The organism is Celerinatantimonas yamalensis (assembly GCF_046054155.1).
Classification (GTDB): Bacteria; Pseudomonadota; Gammaproteobacteria; order Enterobacterales; family Celerinatantimonadaceae; genus Celerinatantimonas; species Celerinatantimonas yamalensis.
In genome coordinates, this window is record NZ_JBEQCT010000009.1 from 164,367 (window position 1) to 186,432 (window position 22,066).

The window sequence follows — 22,066 nt, forward strand, 5'->3', positions numbered from 1 at the left end:
GAGGTGGGTGGACTCACACAATGAGTTCACATTCATCACTGATCGACATTAGCGCCATTCAAGCTAAACAAAGAAGCTACTCAGGAATGACCTTGCCAATGAATGGTAAATTGCGATAACGCTGCGCGTAGTCAATACCATAGCCCACCACAAATTCATCAGGGATAGAAAAACCAATCCAATCCACAGGGACATCAACTTCGCGCCGCGAAGGTTTATCCAGCAATGTACAGATCGCCAAACTATGGGGTTGACGCAACAGTAACATCTCTCGAATCTTACTTAAGGTATAGCCTGTATCAATAATATCTTCGACGATCACCACATCAGCACCACCGATATCATCATCGAGATCTTTTAGTACACGAACATCTCGTGTGGATTGCATCGCATTACCATAGCTAGATGCGTTCATAAAATCGAGAATAACCGGCCGCTCAAGCTGCCGACACAGATCGGCTAAAAACAGACAAGAGCCGCGTAACAATCCAACCAACACCAAAGGACGTTCAGGATCAGGATAGCGTTGGCTGATCTGTGCACCGATCTGTTTCACCTGGTCAGCAATTTGCGAGGCGTCGATTAAAAGTTCTATAGAATGCTTCATCATAAGCGTCAATTCCAATCAAAAAATGTAAATGCTCTGTCAATTTATGTTATCGCCGGTAAATTTCACGTAAGACGCCATAATTAATTTTTGAGCGATCAGTTAGTTATTGTATTTGTATGTAGTTTACAAGATTTCATTCTGTTTTTTTTGTAGTGAATAATCTATCATTAGCAACGTACCTAGTGAGATTCAATAATATTTCAGCCACAGGTTGTAATAATCGTCCCACAACGTACTCAGATAGAGGCCTTTAAGAGCCAATTATAAATAAATCAATTAAAGTAACTAAACGAGAAAATAATTATGGATACTACAACTAATGGTGTACGCCGCCGGACACGTTTGTCCCCCGAAGCTCGCAGAAAACAGTTAATGGAATGTGCAACCCAGGTCTTTTCCCGTCGCGGCATCGGCCGTGCAGGGCATGCTGAAATTGCCGAACTCGCTAATGTTTCTGTCGCAACAGTCTTTAATTACTTCAACACTCGAGAAGATCTCGTCGATGAAGTCTTAAACGAAGTTGAACAACGCATTCTGACATTAATCACATCGACATTCACTCAAGAGAAATCTCCTTTGGAATGTATTCGCGACTTTGTCAGCTCTTTGGTTGATACTACCTACAATGACACCGATATCGTGCATATCTGGTTAGAGTGGAGCTCATCTGTACGCGAAGATATTTGGCCTCGTTTTACCAACGTTCAAACCAAAATCAACGAAATTATCGGCACTTCATTGCAGCAAGGGTTCGAAGACAAAGAGCTGGCTAGCGCAATGGATGCAAACAATGCAGCCCAAGCACTGACAGCTTCATTCTACTTGGCTGTACAGATGGTTAATCGTCCTGACCAACCTTCACGGGAAACCGTCATCGATTTTGTCAACGATTATGTTACATCATTACTTCGTCCTCTCAACTAAGACGGCGATCATAACATAGCTTAAACAGCGCCCCAACCGGGCGCTGTTTTTTATGCCTCAATAACGCTATTAAATAGACTGCTTATTTAAGGCCTGTATCAACTTTTGAGCGAGCCCGCCAAAGCCACCGTTACTCATCAAGACAATATGTTCATCAGCTTGACACTGACTCACCAAATCGACCAATAACGCGTTGAGATCCCGATAACAATGGGCTGAGGGTAAGCGTGTAAATAATTGTGCGATATCCCAATGAGTATCACCCGTGTAGATAAATTGACTGTCAGCAAGGGTCAGACTCTCAACCAAGCTGTGTTGGTGTACGCCCAGCTTCATAGTATTTGAACGTGGCTCAAAAACGGCTGTTAATCGAGCCTTTGCACCAATTTTTGCACGTAAGGCACTTAAAGTTGCTTTCACCGCAGTTGGATGATGGGCAAAATCATCGTAGATCGTCACCCCTGCAATGACGGCTAACTGTTCAAGACGCCGTTTAGGTGCTTCAAATTGGGCTAAACTGGCGATGGCATGTTCAGGCAGTACACCGACATGGCGCGCAGCGATAATCGCCATCAGTGCATTTTGGGCATTATGCACACCAATCAACGGCCACTGCACTCGGCCTTGCACTACGCCTTGATAAGATACCTCAAACTGCTGCCAATCATCACTCCGCGCCTTGATCTGCCAAGGACTATTATCACCCGCTAAGACCTGTTCACTCCAACAGCCCATATCCATTACCGCTTGCAGCGATTGACTATCGGCTGGACGAATAATCTGCCCAATATTGGCTACCGTGCGCACCAGATGATGAAACTGACGCTGAATGGCAGCTAAATCAGGGAATATATCGGCATGATCATATTCTAAATTATTCAAAATCAAGGTGCGGGGGTTGTAGTGAACAAATTTTGAACGCTTATCAAAAAAAGCGCTGTCATATTCATCCGCTTCAACGACAAAAAATGGTGTTTTCCCAAGGCGCGCCGTTTGGTCAAAATTGCGCGCCACACCACCAATAAGAAAACCCGGCGCATAGCCATTATCATCTAATATCCATGCAAGCATACTAGCGGTGGTGGTCTTGCCATGAGTTCCAGCCACAGCCAGTACCCAACGCCCATGCAAGACATGATCATGCAACCATTGCGGCCCACTAGTATACGCGAGTCCTCGTTCTAAGACCGCTTCCACACAGGGATTCCCTCGACTTAAGGCGTTCCCTATGACAACCAAATCAGGCGCGTCATCTAATTGGCTCGGATCGAATCCGCTAATCACGGTAATTCCAAGCTGTTGCAATTGGGTACTCATGGGAGGATAGACGTTTTGGTCACAGCCTGTAACCTGATGGCCTGATTCAATGGCAAGTTTGGCAACGCCCCCCATAAAAGTGCCACAAATTCCCAAGATATGAATATGCATATTGTTATTGCTCGCCTCGTGCGACTGGTGATTATTGCGAAGGTCGTTATAATAAGCTCACTGATTCAATCCATCTAATTGGTAAGGAAAATTCATGAGCCTGAACGACGTTCCCGCAGGAAAAAGCCTGCCTGAAGATATCAATGTTATCATTGAAATCCCAGCAAATGCCTCCCCCATCAAATATGAAGTTGATAAAGCCAGCGGTGCTGTCTTTGTTGATCGTTTCATGACCGCTCCAATGTTCTACCCTGCGAACTACGGTTATGTAAACCATACGCTGTCACTCGATGGCGATCCAGTGGACGTGTTAGTCCCTACGCCTTATCCACTGCAAATTGGTAGCGTGATCCGTTGTCGTCCTGTCGGCGTGTTGAAAATGACTGACGAGTCCGGTGAAGATGCCAAAATTATCGCGGTTCCTGTGAGCAAACTAACTAAAGAGTATGATCACATCAATGACATTGATGACGTTTCTGCCCTTCTCAAAGCACAAATCACTCATTTCTTTGAGCATTATAAAGAGTTAGAAGCAGGAAAATGGGTTAAAGTTGACGGTTGGGAAAACAAGGCTGCAGCAGAAGCTGAAATTGTGTCGTCATTTGAACGTGCACAAAATAAATAATGGTATGCTGATACGATAAAAGGGCTCTAACGGCCCTTTTTCGTGGTATTGCGTTAGTCAATGTCACCATAGCTGACAAAAAAATACGTTTTATCTAAAATAATATCGCCAAAATAACTAACGCTGCGAAATACGCGCAAACTAAACAAACTGTCCCAGCATAACGGGAGGCCCGTCTTATAGTTTTTAACATCATAACCTTTACGATAAAACTTGATAACAAAATAATTACAATGGCAACTAATTTAACACATTTGATTGATATTGCAATTTATCATTGAGTACATGCCAGATCGACTTTACCACCCATCTCATTGTTATCTCTTGGAATTTATATTCCACATATAAGTAACCGAGAAATATTCTCGTTTAGTCTGCTTTCTTTCGATTAATTTTTTAAAAAGTACCACGCTTGAGGATAGGAACTCGCGAACAGTTGTGATTTGTATGTTTGACGACGCATCAAATCGCTCAAACGCCACCGAGTTCCCTTTTTTTGTTACAAGCCCGTGATCTATATTTGGAACAGTTATTTAGCAACATAAATAATTATTAAGTTATTTGAGAGAGAACCGATATAAGCTATAAGGGTCTGTGTGCCTCAACCATCAGACTTTAACTCGATACGAGATAGCAAGGTGATTCATTTTAAGGAACTGGTCGATAGCACTATGAGCACCCCACCCATTAAGCAAGACTCATCGTCGGTCATCTCGGCGAAGCAGCGCACTTTAGAGCTGGCTCGACGCCATGGCTTACATACGCTTATTGAAGAACCTCATCCGCAAACGAGCTTTTCGCAGCGGGCCGCCGCAAGGCTCCGTCTTGAGCAAGCGCGCGCGCAAAAGAATCTTGAACAAATCCTCGCGCGCGCTGAACAGATCTGCGGTGATGAAGCGGGGAGTCGGGTCGATCCTGACTGGTTTAGCGCCTATTTAGAGCTGGCTAAAAATAGCCAAACCGTAACGATGCAACAGCTGTGGAGTCAAATATTAGCCATGGAGGTTGTTACTCCAGGACGATTCTCTGTTCGCGCATTGCAAACATTGACGATAATGACCCAGCGCGAAGCACAGTGGTTTCAACGAGCCGTACAAATCGCCAGCCGAATGGGCGGTGAGCAGAGCCATAAACTGCTACTTGGGGCGATTCGGATGCCAGCCAGATTGGGATTACAACGCCGTCGCGTGCGACGTTTGTCATTAGGGCGTTACCGCTTGGCTTTTAATCAAATCATGCAACTTTCCGAATTAGGACTGCTCTATGAGCGTGAACTTGAAAGCAGTTTTGCGGCACAATTTGATCTCAGTTTTGAACAGTCCGGTAAAATGTGGTTATTACGACCTCGTTATCGCCAATGCAAACTCATCTACTACCGGCTCACGCCGATTGGTGATGAACTCGCTCAATTAATTGAACCTTCCCCAATCGTTAATTATCAAACTGACTTAGCTGAGTTGCTTGAGGAATTTTTTGAGCTGCAGTATTAAACCAGTCCAAAGTTTGGTGTAGCCGGACGACTTCACCAACCACTAGCAACGCAGGTGAGGCGGCATGTTCGGCAAGTTTGGCTAGTTGTATCAGTGTACCACTAAAGATCCGCTGGTCGCTGCGCGTACCATTTTCAATCACTGCAACCGGCATCTGCTCACTCATGCCTTGTGCAAGGAGTGCCTGTTGGATGCTAGTCGCACTCAATCGCCCCATATAGACCACTAATGTATGGTTGCTCGCCACCAATGAATGCCAATCGGGTGGTTGACCATTGTGTTGACAATGCCCGGTCACAAAGGTGACTGCCTGCGCATAATCTCGATGGGTCAGCGGAATCCCTGCATAACTGGTGCAACCAGAAGCGGCTGTAATCCCGGGGATTACCCGAAATATCACACCCGCCTTTGCCAGTTGCTCAAGCTCTTCACCGCCTCGGCCAAAGATGAAACTATCGCCACCTTTGAGACGAACCACACGTTGACCACGCTGAGCACGCTCAATCAATATCTCGTTAATCCGTGATTGCGGGACACTATGAAAAGAAGCCGCTTTTCCCACACAGACGGTGTCAATATTTGCAGGGATCAGTTGCAAAATCTCATCGCTAACCAATCGGTCATAGACGACCACATCCGCCTGATTCAGCATCTGAAATGCCGCCATCGTCAACAATTCAACCCCGCCAGGGCCTGAACCAACCAAAGCAACTTCACCAGCACCTAGCGACGGGCTCAGTTGAAGGTAATTTGGGATCACCGCTTGAGCGTGTGGCCAAAAGCGCTGAACATCGTGGGTGACGCGCGCCGCCCAACGCATGACTTGACGCATTCGAACTCGAGGCTCAGCAATAACCGACCGAGAAAAAACGGAAAATAATGCCATCTATCTGCTTTGATAAAAAATCTTATTGGCACTATACCCAGCCCCTTGGTAAATACGAAAGAACCTTTATCTATCGAATATACCCAGTAGCTATATCACCACGGCTGAATCACCCTGCGTGCCAAAAATCGCTAACGATGCCACGCATGGGGGTTGACGCAGTGATTGAGCTGGCGCAAGGTGAGCGCTTCAATCATGTTGGTCACCGCAAGCTCGCTCATGGCCGCTCGAGTTTGAGTGGTTGCCGAACCAATATGTGGCAGCGCAACCACTTGTGGCAATTTCAGTAATGCTGAATCATTCGCCAGCGGTTCTTGATGAAAAACATCGAGCCCCGCCCCTGCAATCGTTTTTTGTTGCAAAGCCTCAATCAACGCAGCTTCATCGATAACATCCCCGCGCGCCACATTCACTAAAATTGCCGATGGTTTCATCATCGCCAACTGCGCAGCAGCGATTAAATGAAATGTTTGAGTCGTCAATGGCGTCAGTAGCACCACAAAATCGGCGGTTTGCAACAGCTCATCGAGATCAACTAAGCGCGCGGCAAATTGCTGCTCGGCCATTGGTTTACTGTGACGATTATGATAAAGCACGGACATACCAAACCCATAATGAGCACGTCTGGCAACAGCCATCCCAATTCGCCCCATGCCAACAATCCCGATGGTTTTATGGTGGACATCACAGCCATAGTAAGATTTGGGTAGACTCCCCTGCCATTGACCATCACGTACCCAATCGGCCAATTCAACAATGCGCCGAGCGCAGCTTAGCATCAATGCAAACACTGAATCAGCCACTGTCTCATCGAGCACTCCAGGTGTATGCGATAAAGTCACGCCTGCACGGCTTAATGCTTCAATATCATAGCTATCATAACCAACGGATATAGTTGAGATGGCTTTGAGTTGGGGAAGCTGCGCTAACTGCTCTTCACCTAACGTCAATCCACCATGGGCAAGTAACCCTTGGGCAACACTGAGTTGCTCACTTGGGATATCACACAGCTGTTTACCAGAGTGAACCTCAAACAGCGCATCAAGGCGCTGGCGCTGACTATCATTTAATGCGACTAATACAATCAGGGATGGTTTCATACAATATACCTTGCAGGCGCAACACAGTATTTTACCATACACCATTTTATCCAAAGGCCCAACTGAGCGCTGCCCCTAGCCGTTTAATCGCCCCCGATGTTGCACATTGAGCATCACGATGAACCTGCGCCATATTCTAAATGCGCCCCCGTTATCGACCAATGTGTTGATGATAAAAAGAACGCGGTGAAGTCAATATAATCCACCAAACTTGTAGGCTATTCCCTTTCTAAGAACCGTTAACAAAGGTGAAGATCATTGACGACTATATACCACTGCCATTGTGCTCTTCATGAATGCCACATTCGCGTTTAAGACCAAAAAAACGGGTCTCTTCTTCAGTCATGCCGGGTTGAAGTGGTTGTGAGGTATGCCAATCACCCACTGAAACATAGCCTTTTTCCCAAAGTGGATGATAACTTAAGCCATGTTCTTTCAAGTATTGATAGACCTGCTTATTACTCCAATTAATAATCGGCAATAATTTGAAACGGTTATTTTGCAGTTGTAACACCGGTAAATGTGCTCGACTTTTAGCCTGTTCTCGGCGTAACCCAGAAAACCAACTGGTGACAGCTAATTCTTTAAAGGCTCGCTCTAACGGCTCAACTTTGTTCATTTGATTGTACCGGGTTAAGCCATCGACTCCCTGCTCCCATAATTTGCCGTAACGCACCTCTTGCCAAGCGCTACTCAGCGGATTGGTATATATTTTTAGATTCAGATTTAATTGATCCGTTAAGTGATCGATAAACTGATAGGTTTCGGCAAATAGATAGCCGGTATCAATTAACACCACCGGAATATCGGGCCGAATTTTTGTGACCATGTTGAGTAAGACTGCAGCCTGAATACCAAAACTTGACGACAAAACATGCCCTTCAGGTAACGATTCAAGAGCCCATTCGATACGCGCTTGTGGTGTCAGCCGCTCAAGTTTTTCATTGATATCGCTAAGCCAACGCTGCCGTTCTAGATGTTCTAATTGCTGCCAATGTTCTGGCAGCTTGGCGAGTGTCTCAAGCATGAAAATCTCTCCCTTGGTGCACTGGCGCGATGACACCAACGCGCACGACAAAGTCACCGAAAGCTTCATCTCCCTCATGCTCATTAGCATAACGAGCAAATAAATCATCGAGCTCGGATAAAATTGTCACCTCATCGATATTTTCTCGATACAGCTTATTCAGACGAGTTCCCACGGGGCTGGCTCCCAGATACAAGTTATAATGACCAGGGCCTTTACCGACAAAGCCAATTTCAGCAGCAAATGGCCGGGCGCAGCCATTCGGGCATCCGGTCATCCGCATTACAATCGGCAGATCGCTCAATCCATGTTTATCTAACAGCGCATCCACCCGAGTAATAAGCTCTGGCATATACCGCTCACTTTCAGCCATTGCCAAACCACAGGTTGGCAGCGCGACACAAGCAATGGAAAGCTTGCGTAACCAGGTGAGATCATCGCGTAAGAGTCCATACTCACGCGCCAATTGATCAATCGATTCTTTTTCTGTTTCAGGGACATTAGCAATGACAATATTTTGGTTGGCACTCATACGCAGATCGCCTTGATGCACTTTAGCAATCTCACGTAATCCAGTCATTAATTGCCCATCATCGGTATCGGCAATTCGGCCATTCGGCAGATAGCAAGTAAGATGCCAGCGACCATCCGCACCATGCTGCCAACCGAAGCGATCACCACGGGTCGTCCAAGTGACATCAATAGCAGGGGTAAACGTCACACCTGAACGCTGCTCAACCTCGTGCTTAAATCGTTCTAGCCCCATCGTATCAATGGTATATTTAAGCCGCGCATGCTTGCGGTTTTGCCGATCACCATAATCACGTTGCGTCGTAAAAATAGCCTCTGCCACCGCATGGGTATCCTCCGGTTTAACAAATCCTAAGGTATCCCCTAAACGCGGATAAGTTTGCGTGTCACCATGGGTTGTTCCCATACCACCGCCCGTAGAAACGTTATAGCCAACGATCTGTTGATCTTCAATAATGGCAATAAAGCCAAGATCATTGGTGTAAACATCCACATCATTGTGTGGCGGTACTGCCACAGCGATCTTAAATTTTCGCGGTAGGTAAGTTGGGCCATATAGAGGCTCAACTTCCGGTTCATTCAGCGGCTCTTCATTTAAAAAAATCTCAGCATATGCACGGCTTTGCGGCATAAAGTGCTCTGATAGGGACTTGGCAAATTGATACACCTGTTGATGCACATCTGACTCAATAGGATTGGGATTACACATCACATTACGGTTAACATCTCCGCAAGCCGCAATCGAATCGAGTAAGCGCTGATGCAACTTTTGAATGACTGTTTTCAAATGACGTTTTAAGATGCCATGAAATTGAAAAGTTTGCCGCGTGGTTAAGCGAATATTCCCACGAGTTAAATGTTGGGCTATTTCATCGATAATTAACCATTGTTCCGGGGTGCACACACCACCGGGTACACGCGCGCGCAACATGAAGCTATAAAACGGTTCTAATTTTTGCGATTTCCGTTCATTTCGAATATCGCGATCATCTTGTTGATAGAAGCCATGGAATTTGGTGAGTTGCGTGTCATCGGCACTAATTGAGCCACTCAACGTATCCGCTAACCCCTCTTCGATGGTTCCACGCAGTAAGCGGCTACGCGCTTTGATTGATTCATTGACTGATAACTTGCTATCACTCATTAGTACACATCCTTCTGGTAACGTTTTTCTCGGTGCAATTGTTTAAGCCACTCTTGCGCATCTTCTTGCGCCATTTGTCCCTGTTCGCAGACAATACTGACGAGCGTTTGATGTACATCTTTAGCCATTCGCGTCGCATCACCACAGACATACAGATAAGCGCCATTTTTGAGCCATTGATATACTTCGTGGGCCTGCGCTCGCAGCCTATCTTGCACGTAAATTTTATGGCCTTGATCCCGTGAAAAAGCCAGATCAATGCGCGTGAGTAGCCCTGACTTGACATACTTTTGCCATTCCACTTGATAGAGAAATTCTTCGCTGAAATGTGGATTGCCAAAAAACAACCAATTTTGACCACTTGCTCCGACAGCCTCTCGGTGCTGCATAAAAGCCCGAAACGGTGCAATACCCGTTCCTGGACCAATCATAATCACAGGTGTTTGCGCATCGGGTAGTTTAAAATTTTGGTTCGGTTCAACAAAAATACGAACTGATTGCCCCTCTTTAAGTCGAGATAAATACCCTGAGCAGCCGCCATATCGCGCGCCATCAGCTTGCTCGTAACGAACCACCGCAACGGTTAAATGTACCTCATCCTCAACTTCGGACTGACTGGATGCAATCGAATACATTCGAGGCGTTAATCGGCGCAGCGCAGCGAGCAGTTGTTCAGCGTCGACATGAGCCGGATATTCGCGAACGACATCAATAATTTGGTGACTTGCAGTATATTCGCGCAGCAGCGGCTTTTGGGCTTTCAGTTCTATCAATGCTTGGTTGGCTGACCAGTCAGCCCAGTGCTCGACAAAATTTGGCGTGGTTTGTGTTAACTCATAATGATAAATAAGTGCATCGCGTAAACTGATGTTCTGTTCATCAACGTTAACACTCTGTTTAGGATCTAAATCAAGGCACGTGAGTAATTCATCCACCAGCGTTTCATCATTATCAAACCAGACACCTAATGCATCCCCAGGTTGGTAATTGATACCGAGCCCTTCGAGATCAAATTCTAGATGCCGAATATCTTTGGTTGAATGACGCCCAGTGATCTTCTGATTCGTCAAAACTGTCGCCTGCGCAGGATGTTGCCGATCATAATGAGTGAGGGCACTCTCGCTCAGCGATGCACACTGAGAGGATGCAGGTTGTGATGCAGACAATTCGTCAAGCAGAATCACTAGCAATTGCTCGGTCCATGTTGCAACGTTTTGCTCATAATCTAAATCACAATCAACGCGATCAAGCAGCGGTACAGCGCCCAACGCGACTAATCGCATATCAAAATCAATCCCACACTGGCAAAATTGCTCGTAACTACTATCACCTAAAGACAAAATGGCATATTTCAATCCATCGAGCTTTGGAGCTTTTGAGGTCGCTAAAAATTCGTGAAACGCCAACCCATCATCAGGTGGCTCACCTTCGCCGTTGGTACTGGCAACAATCACTAAATAGTCTTCTTTTTTTAGTGATTTAAGTTTGTAGTCGCTGATATTCATGAGTTGCACAGAGACATTTTTGGCTCGCGCCTGCTGGTAGACACTTTCAGCGACCGCTTTAGCATTCCCTGTTTGTGATGCGTAAACAATGGTGACAGTTTTCACACCGGATAGATGCTCAGCGGTGGAGAGTTCTTTCGACGCGATGTGTAATCCAGCCAGATAGCCGCTCACCCAAATTTGTTGCTGCGGTGTAAAATCACCAAGAGTATGTGTCAGAGCGTTCAGTTGTTCAGTTGATAATGGGCAACTTAACGCGTTGAGATCCTTTAATGACATAGTTGGTTCCTAGATCTAAGCATTGGACATTGGTTGTGGGGAGTGAACTGGATTGGGTAAAACGCTCATCATCAATACACTTGAGATCATTAGCATGGCAATTCCAAAGCTTAATTTTGAACAATGCTCAATTCGATCACCACAACTAAACAAGAAAACTCCTCAACCAATAGTCTACCGGAGAGCGATCCACCAATAGAAAGAATAAATGGAGAGGCGTTATAACAAGATGGAATATTATCGTTCATGGTGTTCACCCACATAGGCACACGCAGCGACGATTGAGCGCCGTTGCAGCGATAAACTGCAGACGCGCAAATCTACTTATGACCACTGATGGATACGGCTAAAACTGTCAGAAAAGAGAAAAGGCGTTATTGAAATGAAAGGACCCCGTGCCTGATCGCAACCGCATTGATTGTCGCAGTATGACGTTCACTTGCAGTAGGCACGAATATTAAAAAGGCCCATCAAAAGGTGATAGGCCTAGACAAAGAATTTAAGAATGAATAGTGCTTAGAAATGAGCACCAATTCCCATAAACCACCCTTGAGCGGTCTGCTCCAAATTCATATTTTCGACATCTTTCAGTCGCATATCTAATACACGATACCCAGCGCGCAGCTGTAAAGTTGAAACAACTAAGGGTAGAAAATCGTATGATACACCAATCTCAGAATCTGAGATGCGGGTGCCATCAAAACTCACATTTGAAGTATTGCCAAAGACTTGGATACCCGTCATAGGAATATTAATATTGGCCGCTAAATACAAGGTTGGCATAGTTTTGGTGTAATCTTTTGATGCACCGATTCCTGACACTGTTCCTTGAAAATGTTTAATATTCAGGCCGTAATCAAATCCAAATGCCGGATTATCAAATAATTGATAATACAAGACACCATCATACATTTTTTGGTCGCTGGTAATGTTTGTCCCATTGGCTTTACCAGAAGTATCCAGATTTTGATACCTAAACATGACATTTGGAATCAGTGGGATTGGGTGTTCCAACGCTATGTATACACCTGGGCGGAAGTTAGTTCCAAAATCAGGGTTATAGGTTGAACCATCTTTTTTAACTGATTCACCATTATGGCTAGTACTCCAAAAATCAATCCCAGCGTTTACACCAAGCGTATCCGCTTGGGCTAACGACGAGGCTAGAAGACTAGATACAGCAAATACAGTCATGGCTGCAAATTTTTTCATAGTGATAGTCCGAACGTTGATTATTTGAATAGAATAATGATTTATAAGTGTAACTGAAAACCCATACATTTGCCGAGTAATCAATGATTATTGCACAGGCTTGTAGCCGCGCAAGCCATCACCATATTAAGAATATAAAATAGATAACAATTTTCGGAAGCAATGCACATAGTTACAAAATATATGCATGAATAGTTAGATGGTGATCGAAGTTCTAGCAATGATCCATGATTTGTTCCCGCTAATCAGCCACAATTTAATCATCATATAAACCTATGAACAACATTACTGTGCATAATACAGATAGTTGAGCGTGTTATTAATCACGTGCTCGTCAAACCAAGCTCTTCAGTGATCGCGAGCACCAAGCTTGTGTAAGAATATAAGGGTGCCTATTATGATTCAGAGTCAGCTCAATGAGGGTATTTTAACTGTTACACTCGATCGTCCCGACCAATCCAACAGTTTTACCTGTGAAATGTTCCGTACCATGCGAGAACGGATGAAAGATGCCGCCTTGAATAGCCAAATCCGCGTTATTATCTTACAGGCGCAAGGCGATCATTTTAGTTTAGGGCAAGATATTGAGGATTTATCCCACTCGCAACTGGATGCTCGTCACCCTGCACTCACCTTTATGCGTGAGTTTGCCTTATTTCCCAAACCGATTATTGCTAACGTGCAAGGTAATGCATTTGGTTTTGGTATGGCCTTATTGCTTCATTGTGACTTAGTCGTTGCCGATCCCAATAGCCGCTTTCAACTGCCATTTATTCGTCAGGAGTTGATGCCTCTTTTTGCCACGAGCATGCTCTTACCGCAGCGAGTTGGCCCGCAGCGCAGCGCAGCGTTACTATTGTTAGCTCAGCAATTCAGTGCAGAACAAGCCTGTCAATGGGGACTTATCAATGAAGTCGCTAATGCAGAAACGCGACAACAATTGGTGACGTCATGGAGTCAGCAGCTGAGCCAGATGCCCGAACTACTGGTTCGACAAACCAAACAGTTACTGCTTAACGGTCAACCTACTAATGATAAAGTCATGTGCAATGAGTGGCATTTGTTCAGTGAGTCACTCCATCTACCCGAATCTCAAACATCATAAATCAATGACGTGAGTTGTATTAGTGTTGAGAATAAAGAGGAAGGCCCAAAAGGTCGCGACACATCAATATAGCGTTCCTATCATAAGGATGGGATAGGGGCGTTTTATCATTACATATTCATCACGTCGATGATTCAGATGTGATACTCAAAATTGATCTTTTTTCATTCCAATATTGGGCTACTAAAGCTTACTGAGTCGAGCTCATGCTGCATGATACAACTAAAATAATTGCCACATTCAACCATAAATGACTTAACTATCAACTGTACATATTTTTTATTCAAGTTATCTATGTAGATCATTGGTTGGTTCGTCATTTCATGCTAACTTGCTGCCAATCAAGCTAACGAGGAATGTAGCGTGTCAAAAGCAAATGAATTAAAAAAAGGCTCAGCCGTACGACTCAAAGATAAAGTATTACTGGTCAAAGATATCGATGTCTCAAGCCCTAGTGCTCGCGGTGCATCAACACTTTATAAAGTACGATTTACCGATCTGGCCACTGGCCTAAAAGTTGAAGAACGCTTTAAAGGTGATGATCAACTGGAAGATGTCGACGTGAGTCGCCGACAAGTCAGTTTTTCTTACATTGATGGAGACGAATATGTCTTCATGGATAACGAAGACTTTAGTCAATATCTATTCAACCATGAGAGCATTCGTGATGAATTGCTCTTCATTACAGAACAGACCCATGGGTTACAGATTCTAACTGTCGATGGCAAGGGCGTGGGTATAGAATTACCCGCATCAGTAGAACTTGTTATCGAAGAAACCACCCCATCGATCAAAGGTGCTTCAGCGAGTGCTCGAACCAAACCTGCTCATTTTGCGACGGGTTTAGTGGTCCAAGTTCCAGAATATATTGCCAGCGGGGAGAAAGTCCGTATCAATACTGCAGAGCGTAAATTTATGAGTCGTGCCGATTAATATTATTTATTCATGGGGAGGCACCCCCATTGACGCTCAGAGCGCGTACATACTTTATAATCCAAAGATACCCGCGCTCTGTCGTCATCACTCCAGGCCGCTTTTTTTCAATTTTACTTTTTGGCTGGGCGCCACAATCATACTGTTTCAGCCGCCTCATCACAAATCGTCTGAACAACGTAATATTCTCAACCAATCCATTTAATGTAATCTCGAGTTATCTTATTTAAAAACAAGCTCTAATATAAGTGCTGACTGTTCCCTATTCAACCATATTGACGGATATATTGGTTCAATATTGTATATGGGTGACATGAAACTGATGTCCTACGAGATGTCTACGATGCCTTTTTCCCCAACACAGGATGCTTTTTTTCGGCAATAACACTCGGGATAGTTGGTCATTTTCTGCTCGGTCATCAGGACGTCTTGCCTTTAACGGAAAGGTGTAGCGTTTTTCCTTGCGCCCGTGATGATACGGTTGACTTCAGTAACTGGTTTGGCTTTCCTGCATCAAACACTGTTTGAGATTACACCCGAACAGCTTCAAACAACTCTGGTTAATTCTTCTGTATACGACAACAGGCGCCTGCTTCTCTGCGATTTTCTCGAGTGTTTCACATTGGCAATAGGGCGGATAACACGGCCCTTCACATTCAAAATATCCGACATCAGTCTGACGGCGTTCATTTCGCTATTTTAGGTTTCAGCTAGCGTTCAACTCAGAACAAAACCGCGGTCTGTATTATCAGCAGTAACCAGCGACTGGAACATGCGCTAAAAGCGCATTATGGTATAACCGCGCAACACTTTTCATCGAAAGCAATGATGGGGTTTAACTGGCTTTCTCTTCGATCATTTAGCCATAAAGCTAGCACTTCAAGTAAAAATCCACGACAACACAACAAATCGTCATATCAGGGCAATCGTATAGCAATGGGGATACCGTGTTTAAACGCGTGATATCGTCGACTCCAGCTTGTGCTCACCAAACGTATCGATGTTCTGCCCGCCTTCTCATTCAGAAGTGATCGTACGCATAACGAGAAAGATAATATCGATGAAATGATACTTTTGATTGATGCGAAAACGAGTGTCTTTGATGGCTGTTAGATGCTCTAATAAGTTCAATTTTATATATCTTGAGCTAATTTGGACTTATTCGATTATTGTTGCAAACAACGTGCGATCCCCCCCCCTCATTGACGCCCTTCCTGCTAGAAAATTATACGATGTAGCGAGTGCTCTATTGCATTTGTCATCTCATGACCATGAATTTGTACAAAAAATCATTCACACCAATGCAACCTACGACATTTATATGTTAATTGCACCATAACAGGACATATAAATATGGAGGCAATCAAACACAAGTTATCATGAGATATGAAACATAATTATACATTAATAAAAACACGATCATTTTATAGTTAATCCGAGATGAACATAGCATTCATATAAAATATGGATACGATAACCAGATATTCATTCAAATTTTAAATTTAGCTCATTAATTTTTGAAATAATTACCTACTATAAATTTGCATGTTACATCTATATATAAAGAGTAAAAGACCCTATTTTTGAGAGATACAATGTGTCATACATCAAAAATAATATTGCTTATAACGTATTAACTAAATAGATTTAAAATTTTTGATATACATCAAATTAAAAATAATGAATAAAAATCAATAATTTATATTTATTCATAAAAGTTCATTTTTTTTATTGAAAAAAAACAATCACAGTGATACTTTTTTAAAGACTGTTTATGACAGTAAAAATTTAAAATGGATTATTTACTTTTTACTTACTTATAAGTGTATATAACTATGAAAAAAACTATTCTCGCTCTGACTATTCCAGCCATGTTAGCGGTTTCAGCATACGCAACTGCAGCCAATGTATATAAAACTGATTCACAAACTTTAGATATCTTCGGTCGTTCTAAATTCACTTTGGATAATAACGACAATACTCAAGCAGGCTATAGCGCTCGTTTAGGCGTAAAAGGCACTACCAAAGTTAATGATAATTTAACCGCTTTCGGCCACGTAAGCTGGGAAATGCAAGCTAAACGTGACTCATTATCTTCAAACAAGAGCGGTGGTGATGACATCAAATCACGTTATGTGTTCGTTGGTTTTGATGGACATAGCTACGGTAAAATTGAATTGGGTCAAAACGATGCTCCATTCTATACCTCTTTAACCAGCATCACCGATATCTTCGATAATGGTATGGAGTCAAGTGTTGGTACTTATGGTTACAACTTTGCGCCAAACGAAGCGGTTTACACCAATACTGTCGGTCCTTTGACCATTCAAACTTCGTATCAGTTTGATACTGTTGAAGGTGGTTCAAGCAGCGCTGGTAGCGTTCTTGATTCATTTGGTGCAGGCCTGACAGCTGCAAACTTTAAAGACCAAACTAGTGCATATAGCATGGCAGGTGTTTATGACACAGGTATCGGCTTGAATGTTCATGCAGGTCTCGCTCATCAAAACTTTGCTGGCAATGCACAGAAAAACAACTACGGTTTAGGTTTAGATTATACATTGAACAACCTGTATTTGGCTGCTTTGTACACTCATAACAAAGAAGATGATGGTTCAAACACGGCTAACCGTAATGGTTACGAAGTTGCAGCTTCTTACAAATTAGACAAATTGTCTTTGCGTACTGGTTATGCACTGGGTAAACAAACTAGTGATGTGACTGGTAATGACACGACTTATGCGAAAGCGTTCAAACTGGGTGCAACTTACCACTTTACTAGTAATGTCTATGTAACTGCTGAATGGTTGAACAACCCTGTTGGCGGAAATCCAAACGATTTCTCTGGCGCCGTTGCATACTACTTCTAATTTGATTTAGACGTAAAACATAATCCTATAAGTGCCAAATGCCAGTTGTCCGCTGGCATTTTTTATACTTAAGATTTAAGGGTATAAAAAAAACCGAACTTAGTTCGGTTTTTTTTATATATAGGATCAATTGTGCAGCATTTTATCCCCGCGACTAATGCCACAGATACCACTTCGCACCACTTCAAGCACTTCGGTCATTTCACTTAAAGTGCGCACACACGCATCAATTTTGGCGCCATCACCGGTAATTTGTAGGACGTACTCATTCGCAGTGACATCAACAATTTGCCCGCGGAAGATATCACTTAAACGCATCACCTCCGCTCGCATCGCCCCTTGCGTGCGCACTTTAATCAGTGCAATTTCTCGCTCAACAAAGGCGGCATCGGTGAGCTCAGAAACTTTCAACACATCCACCAGCTTATGCAATTGCTTGGTGATCTGTTCAATCATTCGCTCATCACCCGAAGTCGTAATGGTCATCCGTGATAAGGTGGAATCATCGGTTGCGGCAACAGTGAGCGAATCGATGTTATACCCTCGCTGAGAAAATAATCCAACGACGCGAGATAATGAGCCCGCTTCATTTTCAATTAAAATCGATATAATTCGTCGCATCAGGTTCTCTCCGTTTTACTCAACCACATATCTTGCATTGATCCAGTTTTAATCTGCATGGGATAAACATGCTCTTCTGGATCAACTAATATATCCATAAAAACTACTTTCCCTTGTTGCGCAAATGCCCAGTCAAATGCATCACCCAATTGATTCGGCTCGCTGACTTGAATACCGACATGTCCATAGGCCTGCGCGAGTTTCACAAAATCAGGAACAGATTCCATATACGACTGCGATTGCCGCCCACCATAGAACATTTTTTGCCACTGTTTCACCATGCCCAAAGAGCGGTTATTGAGCGAGACGATCACAACTGGAATATGGTATTGCATACAAGTAGAAAGCTCTTGAATGTTCATCTGAATAGAGCCATCACCGGTCACACACACCACGACTTCATCAGGATGAGCTAATTTCACGCCCATCGCTGCGGGTAGACCAAACCCCATGGTCCCTAAACCACCAGAGTTAATCCATCGCCGAGGCTGCTTAAAGGGGTAATAGAGTGCTGTAAACATCTGGTGCTGGCCAACATCAGAGGCGACATACGCATTACCGTGTGTCGCTCGATAAAGGGCTTCAATCACCTGTTGAGGTTTGATGATCGTTTCACTCTTGGCGTAGGATAAACAATGTCGCTCTTTCCAAGTAGATATCTGTGCCCACCAATCGTTCAAGCGAGTTTTCTCAGGCAGTTCTTTCTCAGCTAAGAGCTGTTGCATCTGCTCAAGTACAGCATCCACAGTGCCAACAATTGGAATATCGGCTGCAATCGTTTTGGAAATCGACGTGGGATCAATATCAATATGAACAACGCACGCATCTGGACAAAACTTCGCGACGTTATTGGTCACGCGATCATCAAAGCGAGCCCCTACAGCAAAAATCAGATCGCTATGGTGCATGGCTTGATTCGCTTCATAGGTACCATGCATCCCCAGCATGCCTAGAAATTGTTGATCATCGCCAGCGAACGCCCCAAGGCCCATCAAGGTTGATGTGACAGGCAAATTGAGTTGATGAGCCATTTGTCTAACTGCCTCAGAAGCATTAGCGATAATTGCGCCGCCCCCAATATACATCACAGGCCGTTTGGCACTAATGATCGCTTTGAGCGCTTTTCTAACCTGCCCTTTATGCCCCTTCACAGTGGGATTATAAGAGCGCAAACTCACTGACTCTGGATACTGATACGGAAATTTAAGCTGCGGGTTTTGAATATCTTTCGGTAGATCAACAACGACAGGCCCCGGACGACCACTCGCGGCAATGTAATAAGCTTTTTTAATAATCGTTGGGATATCTTCCGGGTGTTTCACCAAAAAACTGTGTTTAACAACAGGACGGGAGACCCCTACCATGTCCGTTTCCTGAAACGCGTCATCGCCAATTAAAGAAGTGGCTACTTGTCCGGACAAGATAACCAGTGGAATTGAATCCATATAAGCAGTCGCAATTCCGGTAATCGTATTGGTGGCCCCAGGGCCTGAGGTGACCAAAACTGTGCCGACCTCGCCAGTTGAACGCGCATAGCCATCAGCCATATGCACGGCAGCTTGTTCATGTCGAACCAGAATATGCTCAATATCTGAGTTATCAAACAGTGCATCATAAATATCAAGGACAGAACCGCCAGGGTAACCAAATATATGTTTAACCCCTTGATCCTGTAAGGATCGGACGACCATCTCGGCGCCAGATAACTTCTCCATGCCAGCCTCCAGGCTCTCATTGTTGTTCTATTATATCAGCCCACAATCGTGGGTATGGTGGCAGCTAACCTTACCATGTTACGACATGATAGCGAATAAGTTTACATACCGACAGGTTAGAAACATCAACTTTTAATCAAAAACAGCAAAATAACTCCAATATATGACTAGGTTTGGATTTTTTATTTCTAATTTATTTTATTTGTTGGAATATTTTTAAATCGTAGTATACTCATATTGTTCCGCTTAATTATTGGACACTTCTCAACGAGTAAGGCGATATGATGCAATTGATTTGGACCACACAACAGATGCTCAGACTACTTCTAACAGGCTTAATGCCTGCGGGTCTGGCTGTCTAACTGTTCAATCAGTTACATCGACAACCCGCTTCATTCAGGCGGGTTTTTTTATGCTTTAAATAATATTAATTCGACAATCGAAAGGATTTTCCCATGACAGACCAGGTAATGATCTTTGACACGACTCTTCGCGATGGTGAACAGGCGTTAGCCGCGAGTCTCACTGTAAATGAAAAATTACAAATCGCCCTGGCTCTGGAAAAGCTAGGCGTTGATATTATGGAGGTTGGCTTCCCGGTTTCATCACCCGGTGACTTTGAATCCGTTCGTACCATTGCCAGTCATATAAAAGACAGCCGAGTCTGTGCGTTATCTCGGGCATTACCGGGTGATATTGATGCGGCAGGCCAAGCACTAAATATAGCGGAAGCCTTTCGCATCCATACTTTTATCTCTACCTCGGATGTGCACGTACAAAGTAAATTACGGCGAAGTTTTGATGATGTGTTAGAGATGGGAGTCAAGGCGGTCAAACATGCACGCCGCTACACCGATGATGTCGAGTTTTCGTGTGAAGATGCGGGTCGAACACCTATCGATAACCTCTGCCGGATGGTCGAGGCCGCCATCAAAGCAGGGGCCACCACAGTTAATATTCCTGATACGGTGGGCTATACCCTTCCCTCGGAATTTGGTGGGATTATCCAGCAGCTGTTTAATCGCGTTCCTAATATTGATCAAGCTATTATCTCGGTTCATTGTCATGATGATTTAGGAATGTCAGTGGCTAACTCATTGACAGCAGTTGCCTTTGGGGCCCGTCAGATAGAATGCACTATCAATGGAATTGGCGAGCGCGCTGGTAATACCTCTCTAGAAGAGGTCGTCATGGCGCTGAAAACACGCAGTGAGCTGCTCAAGGCTCATACCCGTATCAATACCCAAGAGATCTATCGCACCAGTCAATTGGTCAGTCGATTGTGTAACATGCCCGTGCAATCAAACAAAGCGATTGTTGGCGCCAATGCCTTTTCACACTCATCAGGGATCCATCAAGATGGGATGCTGAAAAACCAAAACACTTATGAAATTATGACACCTGATAGCATTGGCTTACCCCAAAATATCCTAAATTTAACTTCGCGTTCAGGTCGTCATGTGATTAAACATCGGATGAGTGAATTAGGCTACAGCGAAGATGACTATAACTTAAATGAGTTATATGAAAGTTTCTTGGAACTTGCTGATCGTAAAGGACAAGTATTTGATTATGATCTGGAAGCTTTATTATTTTTTAACAACCAGCGCCAAGATGCTGATTTCTTTGAATTGGATTATTTGGGCGTACAATCGGGCTCAGAAGTTGTTGCAACCGCCACAGTCAAATTGAAAGCGGGCGATAAGGTAATGACAGAAGCCGCAACGGGTAATGGCCCCATTGACGCAGCCTATCACTGCTTAAGCCGTATGACAGGCTATGATATCACGATTGACGATTACTCGATTAAAGCTGCCGGTGGTGGCCGTGGGGGAAATCAAAAAGCAGATATTAAAGATGCGCTGGGTAAAGCCGATATTGTAGCCAAGTATCAAGGGCGAACATTCCATGGCATGGGGCTGGCAACAGATATTGTTCAAGCTTCAGCGAAAGCGTTCGTGCATGTGTTGAATAACATTCATCGAGCTGAAACGATTGCTAAAGAGAAAGAAAAACAGCGCGAGAGCAAAAGCGCTTAAATACATCATCAATGCAAGGCTG

17 protein-coding genes are annotated in these 22,066 nt (G+C 44.1%); 7 read left to right on the forward strand and 10 right to left on the reverse strand.

All coding sequences use genetic code 11. The features are described from left to right. Positions 1–76: 76 nt before the first annotated feature. On the reverse strand, positions 77–607 hold the full coding sequence (gene hpt / locus ABUE30_RS16460; protein ID WP_408624953.1) for a hypoxanthine phosphoribosyltransferase: 531 nt from the start codon (positions 605–607) through the stop codon (positions 77–79). 306 nt (positions 608–913) lie between these two features. On the opposite strand from hpt, the gene ABUE30_RS16465 reads away from it, so the two are divergent. Beyond that, positions 914–1,534, forward strand: coding sequence for a TetR/AcrR family transcriptional regulator (locus ABUE30_RS16465; protein ID WP_408624926.1), 621 nt, complete (start codon positions 914–916; stop codon positions 1,532–1,534). 69 nt (positions 1,535–1,603) lie between these two features. Here the strand turns inward: ABUE30_RS16465 and mpl are convergent, their stop codons facing one another. After that, positions 1,604–2,962, reverse strand: coding sequence for a UDP-N-acetylmuramate:L-alanyl-gamma-D-glutamyl-meso-diaminopimelate ligase (mpl, locus tag ABUE30_RS16470; protein ID WP_408624927.1), 1,359 nt, complete (start codon positions 2,960–2,962; stop codon positions 1,604–1,606). Between the two features lie 94 nt (positions 2,963–3,056). Between mpl and ppa the strand changes: the two genes are divergently transcribed. Next, positions 3,057–3,587 carry an inorganic diphosphatase gene (gene ppa / locus ABUE30_RS16475; RefSeq protein WP_408624928.1) on the forward strand — a complete coding sequence of 177 codons (531 nt, stop codon included), beginning with the start codon at positions 3,057–3,059 and terminating at the stop codon, positions 3,585–3,587. A 596-nt stretch (positions 3,588–4,183) separates the two neighbouring features. Then, positions 4,184–5,077, forward strand: a complete 894-nt coding sequence (locus ABUE30_RS16480; protein ID WP_408624929.1) for a TIGR03899 family protein — start codon at positions 4,184–4,186, stop codon at positions 5,075–5,077. Here the strand turns inward: ABUE30_RS16480 and cobA are convergent. From cobA to ABUE30_RS16510, 6 genes are all read right to left on the reverse strand, one after another. Further along, on the reverse strand, positions 5,019–5,963 hold the full coding sequence (gene cobA / locus ABUE30_RS16485; RefSeq protein ID WP_408624930.1) for a uroporphyrinogen-III C-methyltransferase: 945 nt from the start codon (positions 5,961–5,963) through the stop codon (positions 5,019–5,021). The genes ABUE30_RS16480 and cobA overlap by 59 nt on opposite strands. Positions 5,964–6,094: 131 nt before the next feature. Beyond that, positions 6,095–7,063, reverse strand: coding sequence for a 2-hydroxyacid dehydrogenase (locus tag ABUE30_RS16490; RefSeq protein WP_408624931.1), 969 nt, complete (start codon positions 7,061–7,063; stop codon positions 6,095–6,097). A 265-nt stretch (positions 7,064–7,328) separates the two neighbouring features. Further along, the gene (locus ABUE30_RS16495; RefSeq protein ID WP_408624932.1) at positions 7,329–8,090 is read right to left on the reverse strand and encodes a phosphoadenylyl-sulfate reductase; all 762 of its coding nucleotides are present in this window, start codon (positions 8,088–8,090) and stop codon (positions 7,329–7,331) included. Continuing rightward, positions 8,083–9,765 (reverse strand): assimilatory sulfite reductase (NADPH) hemoprotein subunit, encoded by a 1,683-nt coding sequence (gene cysI, locus ABUE30_RS16500; protein ID WP_408624933.1) that lies wholly within the window; start codon positions 9,763–9,765, stop codon positions 8,083–8,085. Before cysI ends, ABUE30_RS16495 begins: the two co-directional genes overlap by 8 nt. Next, on the reverse strand, positions 9,765–11,549 hold the full coding sequence (locus ABUE30_RS16505) for an assimilatory sulfite reductase (NADPH) flavoprotein subunit (RefSeq protein WP_408624934.1): 1,785 nt from the start codon (positions 11,547–11,549) through the stop codon (positions 9,765–9,767). Before ABUE30_RS16505 ends, cysI begins: the two co-directional genes overlap by 1 nt. A 516-nt stretch (positions 11,550–12,065) precedes the next feature. Further along, complete coding sequence (locus ABUE30_RS16510; protein ID WP_408624935.1) at positions 12,066–12,761, reverse strand: TIGR04219 family outer membrane beta-barrel protein; 696 nt, start codon at positions 12,759–12,761, stop codon at positions 12,066–12,068. A gap of 397 nt (positions 12,762–13,158) precedes the next feature. Between ABUE30_RS16510 and ABUE30_RS16515 the strand changes: the two genes are divergently transcribed. The 3 genes from ABUE30_RS16515 (at position 13,159) to ABUE30_RS16525 (ending at position 17,669) form a co-directional block, all read left to right on the forward strand. Continuing rightward, on the forward strand, positions 13,159–13,866 hold the full coding sequence (locus tag ABUE30_RS16515) for an enoyl-CoA hydratase-related protein (protein ID WP_408624936.1): 708 nt from the start codon (positions 13,159–13,161) through the stop codon (positions 13,864–13,866). Between the two features lie 363 nt (positions 13,867–14,229). Further along, positions 14,230–14,799, forward strand: a complete 570-nt coding sequence (gene efpL, locus ABUE30_RS16520) for an elongation factor P-like protein EfpL (RefSeq protein ID WP_408624937.1) — start codon at positions 14,230–14,232, stop codon at positions 14,797–14,799. A 1,835-nt stretch (positions 14,800–16,634) separates the two neighbouring features. After that, positions 16,635–17,669: a porin gene (locus ABUE30_RS16525; RefSeq protein WP_408624938.1), complete on the forward strand. Its 1,035-nt coding sequence runs from the start codon at positions 16,635–16,637 to the stop codon at positions 17,667–17,669. Between the two features lie 126 nt (positions 17,670–17,795). On the opposite strand, the gene ilvN is transcribed toward ABUE30_RS16525, so the two are convergent. Both ilvN and ABUE30_RS16535 read right to left on the reverse strand, forming a co-directional pair. Next, positions 17,796–18,290, reverse strand: coding sequence for an acetolactate synthase small subunit (gene ilvN / locus ABUE30_RS16530; RefSeq protein ID WP_408624939.1), 495 nt, complete (start codon positions 18,288–18,290; stop codon positions 17,796–17,798). Beyond that, positions 18,290–20,005 (reverse strand): acetolactate synthase 3 large subunit, encoded by a 1,716-nt coding sequence (locus tag ABUE30_RS16535; protein WP_408624940.1) that lies wholly within the window; start codon positions 20,003–20,005, stop codon positions 18,290–18,292. Before ABUE30_RS16535 ends, ilvN begins: the two co-directional genes overlap by 1 nt. Positions 20,006–20,460: 455 nt before the next feature. On the opposite strand from ABUE30_RS16535, the gene leuA reads away from it, so the two are divergent. Beyond that, entirely contained in the window at positions 20,461–22,044 is a 1,584-nt protein-coding gene (leuA, locus tag ABUE30_RS16540) for a 2-isopropylmalate synthase (RefSeq protein WP_408624941.1), read from the forward strand. The last annotated feature ends 22 nt before the right edge of the window (positions 22,045–22,066 follow it).

What these genes read in the sequence shown, in the direction of transcription:
- hpt (WP_408624953.1), bottom strand. Translation starts at nt 607, where the DNA reads ATGAAGCATTCTATAGAACTTTTAATCGACGCCTCGCAAATTGCTGAC.
- ABUE30_RS16465 (WP_408624926.1), top strand. Translation starts at nt 914, where the DNA reads ATGGATACTACAACTAATGGTGTACGCCGCCGGACACGTTTGTCCCCC.
- mpl (WP_408624927.1), bottom strand. Translation starts at nt 2,962, where the DNA reads ATGCATATTCATATCTTGGGAATTTGTGGCACTTTTATGGGGGGCGTT.
- ppa (WP_408624928.1), top strand. Translation starts at nt 3,057, where the DNA reads ATGAGCCTGAACGACGTTCCCGCAGGAAAAAGCCTGCCTGAAGATATC.
- cobA (WP_408624930.1), bottom strand. Translation starts at nt 5,963, where the DNA reads ATGGCATTATTTTCCGTTTTTTCTCGGTCGGTTATTGCTGAGCCTCGA.
- ABUE30_RS16490 (WP_408624931.1), bottom strand. Translation starts at nt 7,063, where the DNA reads ATGAAACCATCCCTGATTGTATTAGTCGCATTAAATGATAGTCAGCGC.
- ABUE30_RS16495 (WP_408624932.1), bottom strand. Translation starts at nt 8,090, where the DNA reads ATGCTTGAGACACTCGCCAAGCTGCCAGAACATTGGCAGCAATTAGAA.
- cysI (WP_408624933.1), bottom strand. Translation starts at nt 9,765, where the DNA reads ATGAGTGATAGCAAGTTATCAGTCAATGAATCAATCAAAGCGCGTAGC.
- ABUE30_RS16505 (WP_408624934.1), bottom strand. Translation starts at nt 11,549, where the DNA reads ATGTCATTAAAGGATCTCAACGCGTTAAGTTGCCCATTATCAACTGAA.
- ABUE30_RS16510 (WP_408624935.1), bottom strand. Translation starts at nt 12,761, where the DNA reads ATGAAAAAATTTGCAGCCATGACTGTATTTGCTGTATCTAGTCTTCTA.
- ABUE30_RS16515 (WP_408624936.1), top strand. Translation starts at nt 13,159, where the DNA reads ATGATTCAGAGTCAGCTCAATGAGGGTATTTTAACTGTTACACTCGAT.
- ABUE30_RS16525 (WP_408624938.1), top strand. Translation starts at nt 16,635, where the DNA reads ATGAAAAAAACTATTCTCGCTCTGACTATTCCAGCCATGTTAGCGGTT.
- ilvN (WP_408624939.1), bottom strand. Translation starts at nt 18,290, where the DNA reads ATGCGACGAATTATATCGATTTTAATTGAAAATGAAGCGGGCTCATTA.
- ABUE30_RS16535 (WP_408624940.1), bottom strand. Translation starts at nt 20,005, where the DNA reads ATGGAGAAGTTATCTGGCGCCGAGATGGTCGTCCGATCCTTACAGGAT.
- leuA (WP_408624941.1), top strand. Translation starts at nt 20,461, where the DNA reads ATGACAGACCAGGTAATGATCTTTGACACGACTCTTCGCGATGGTGAA.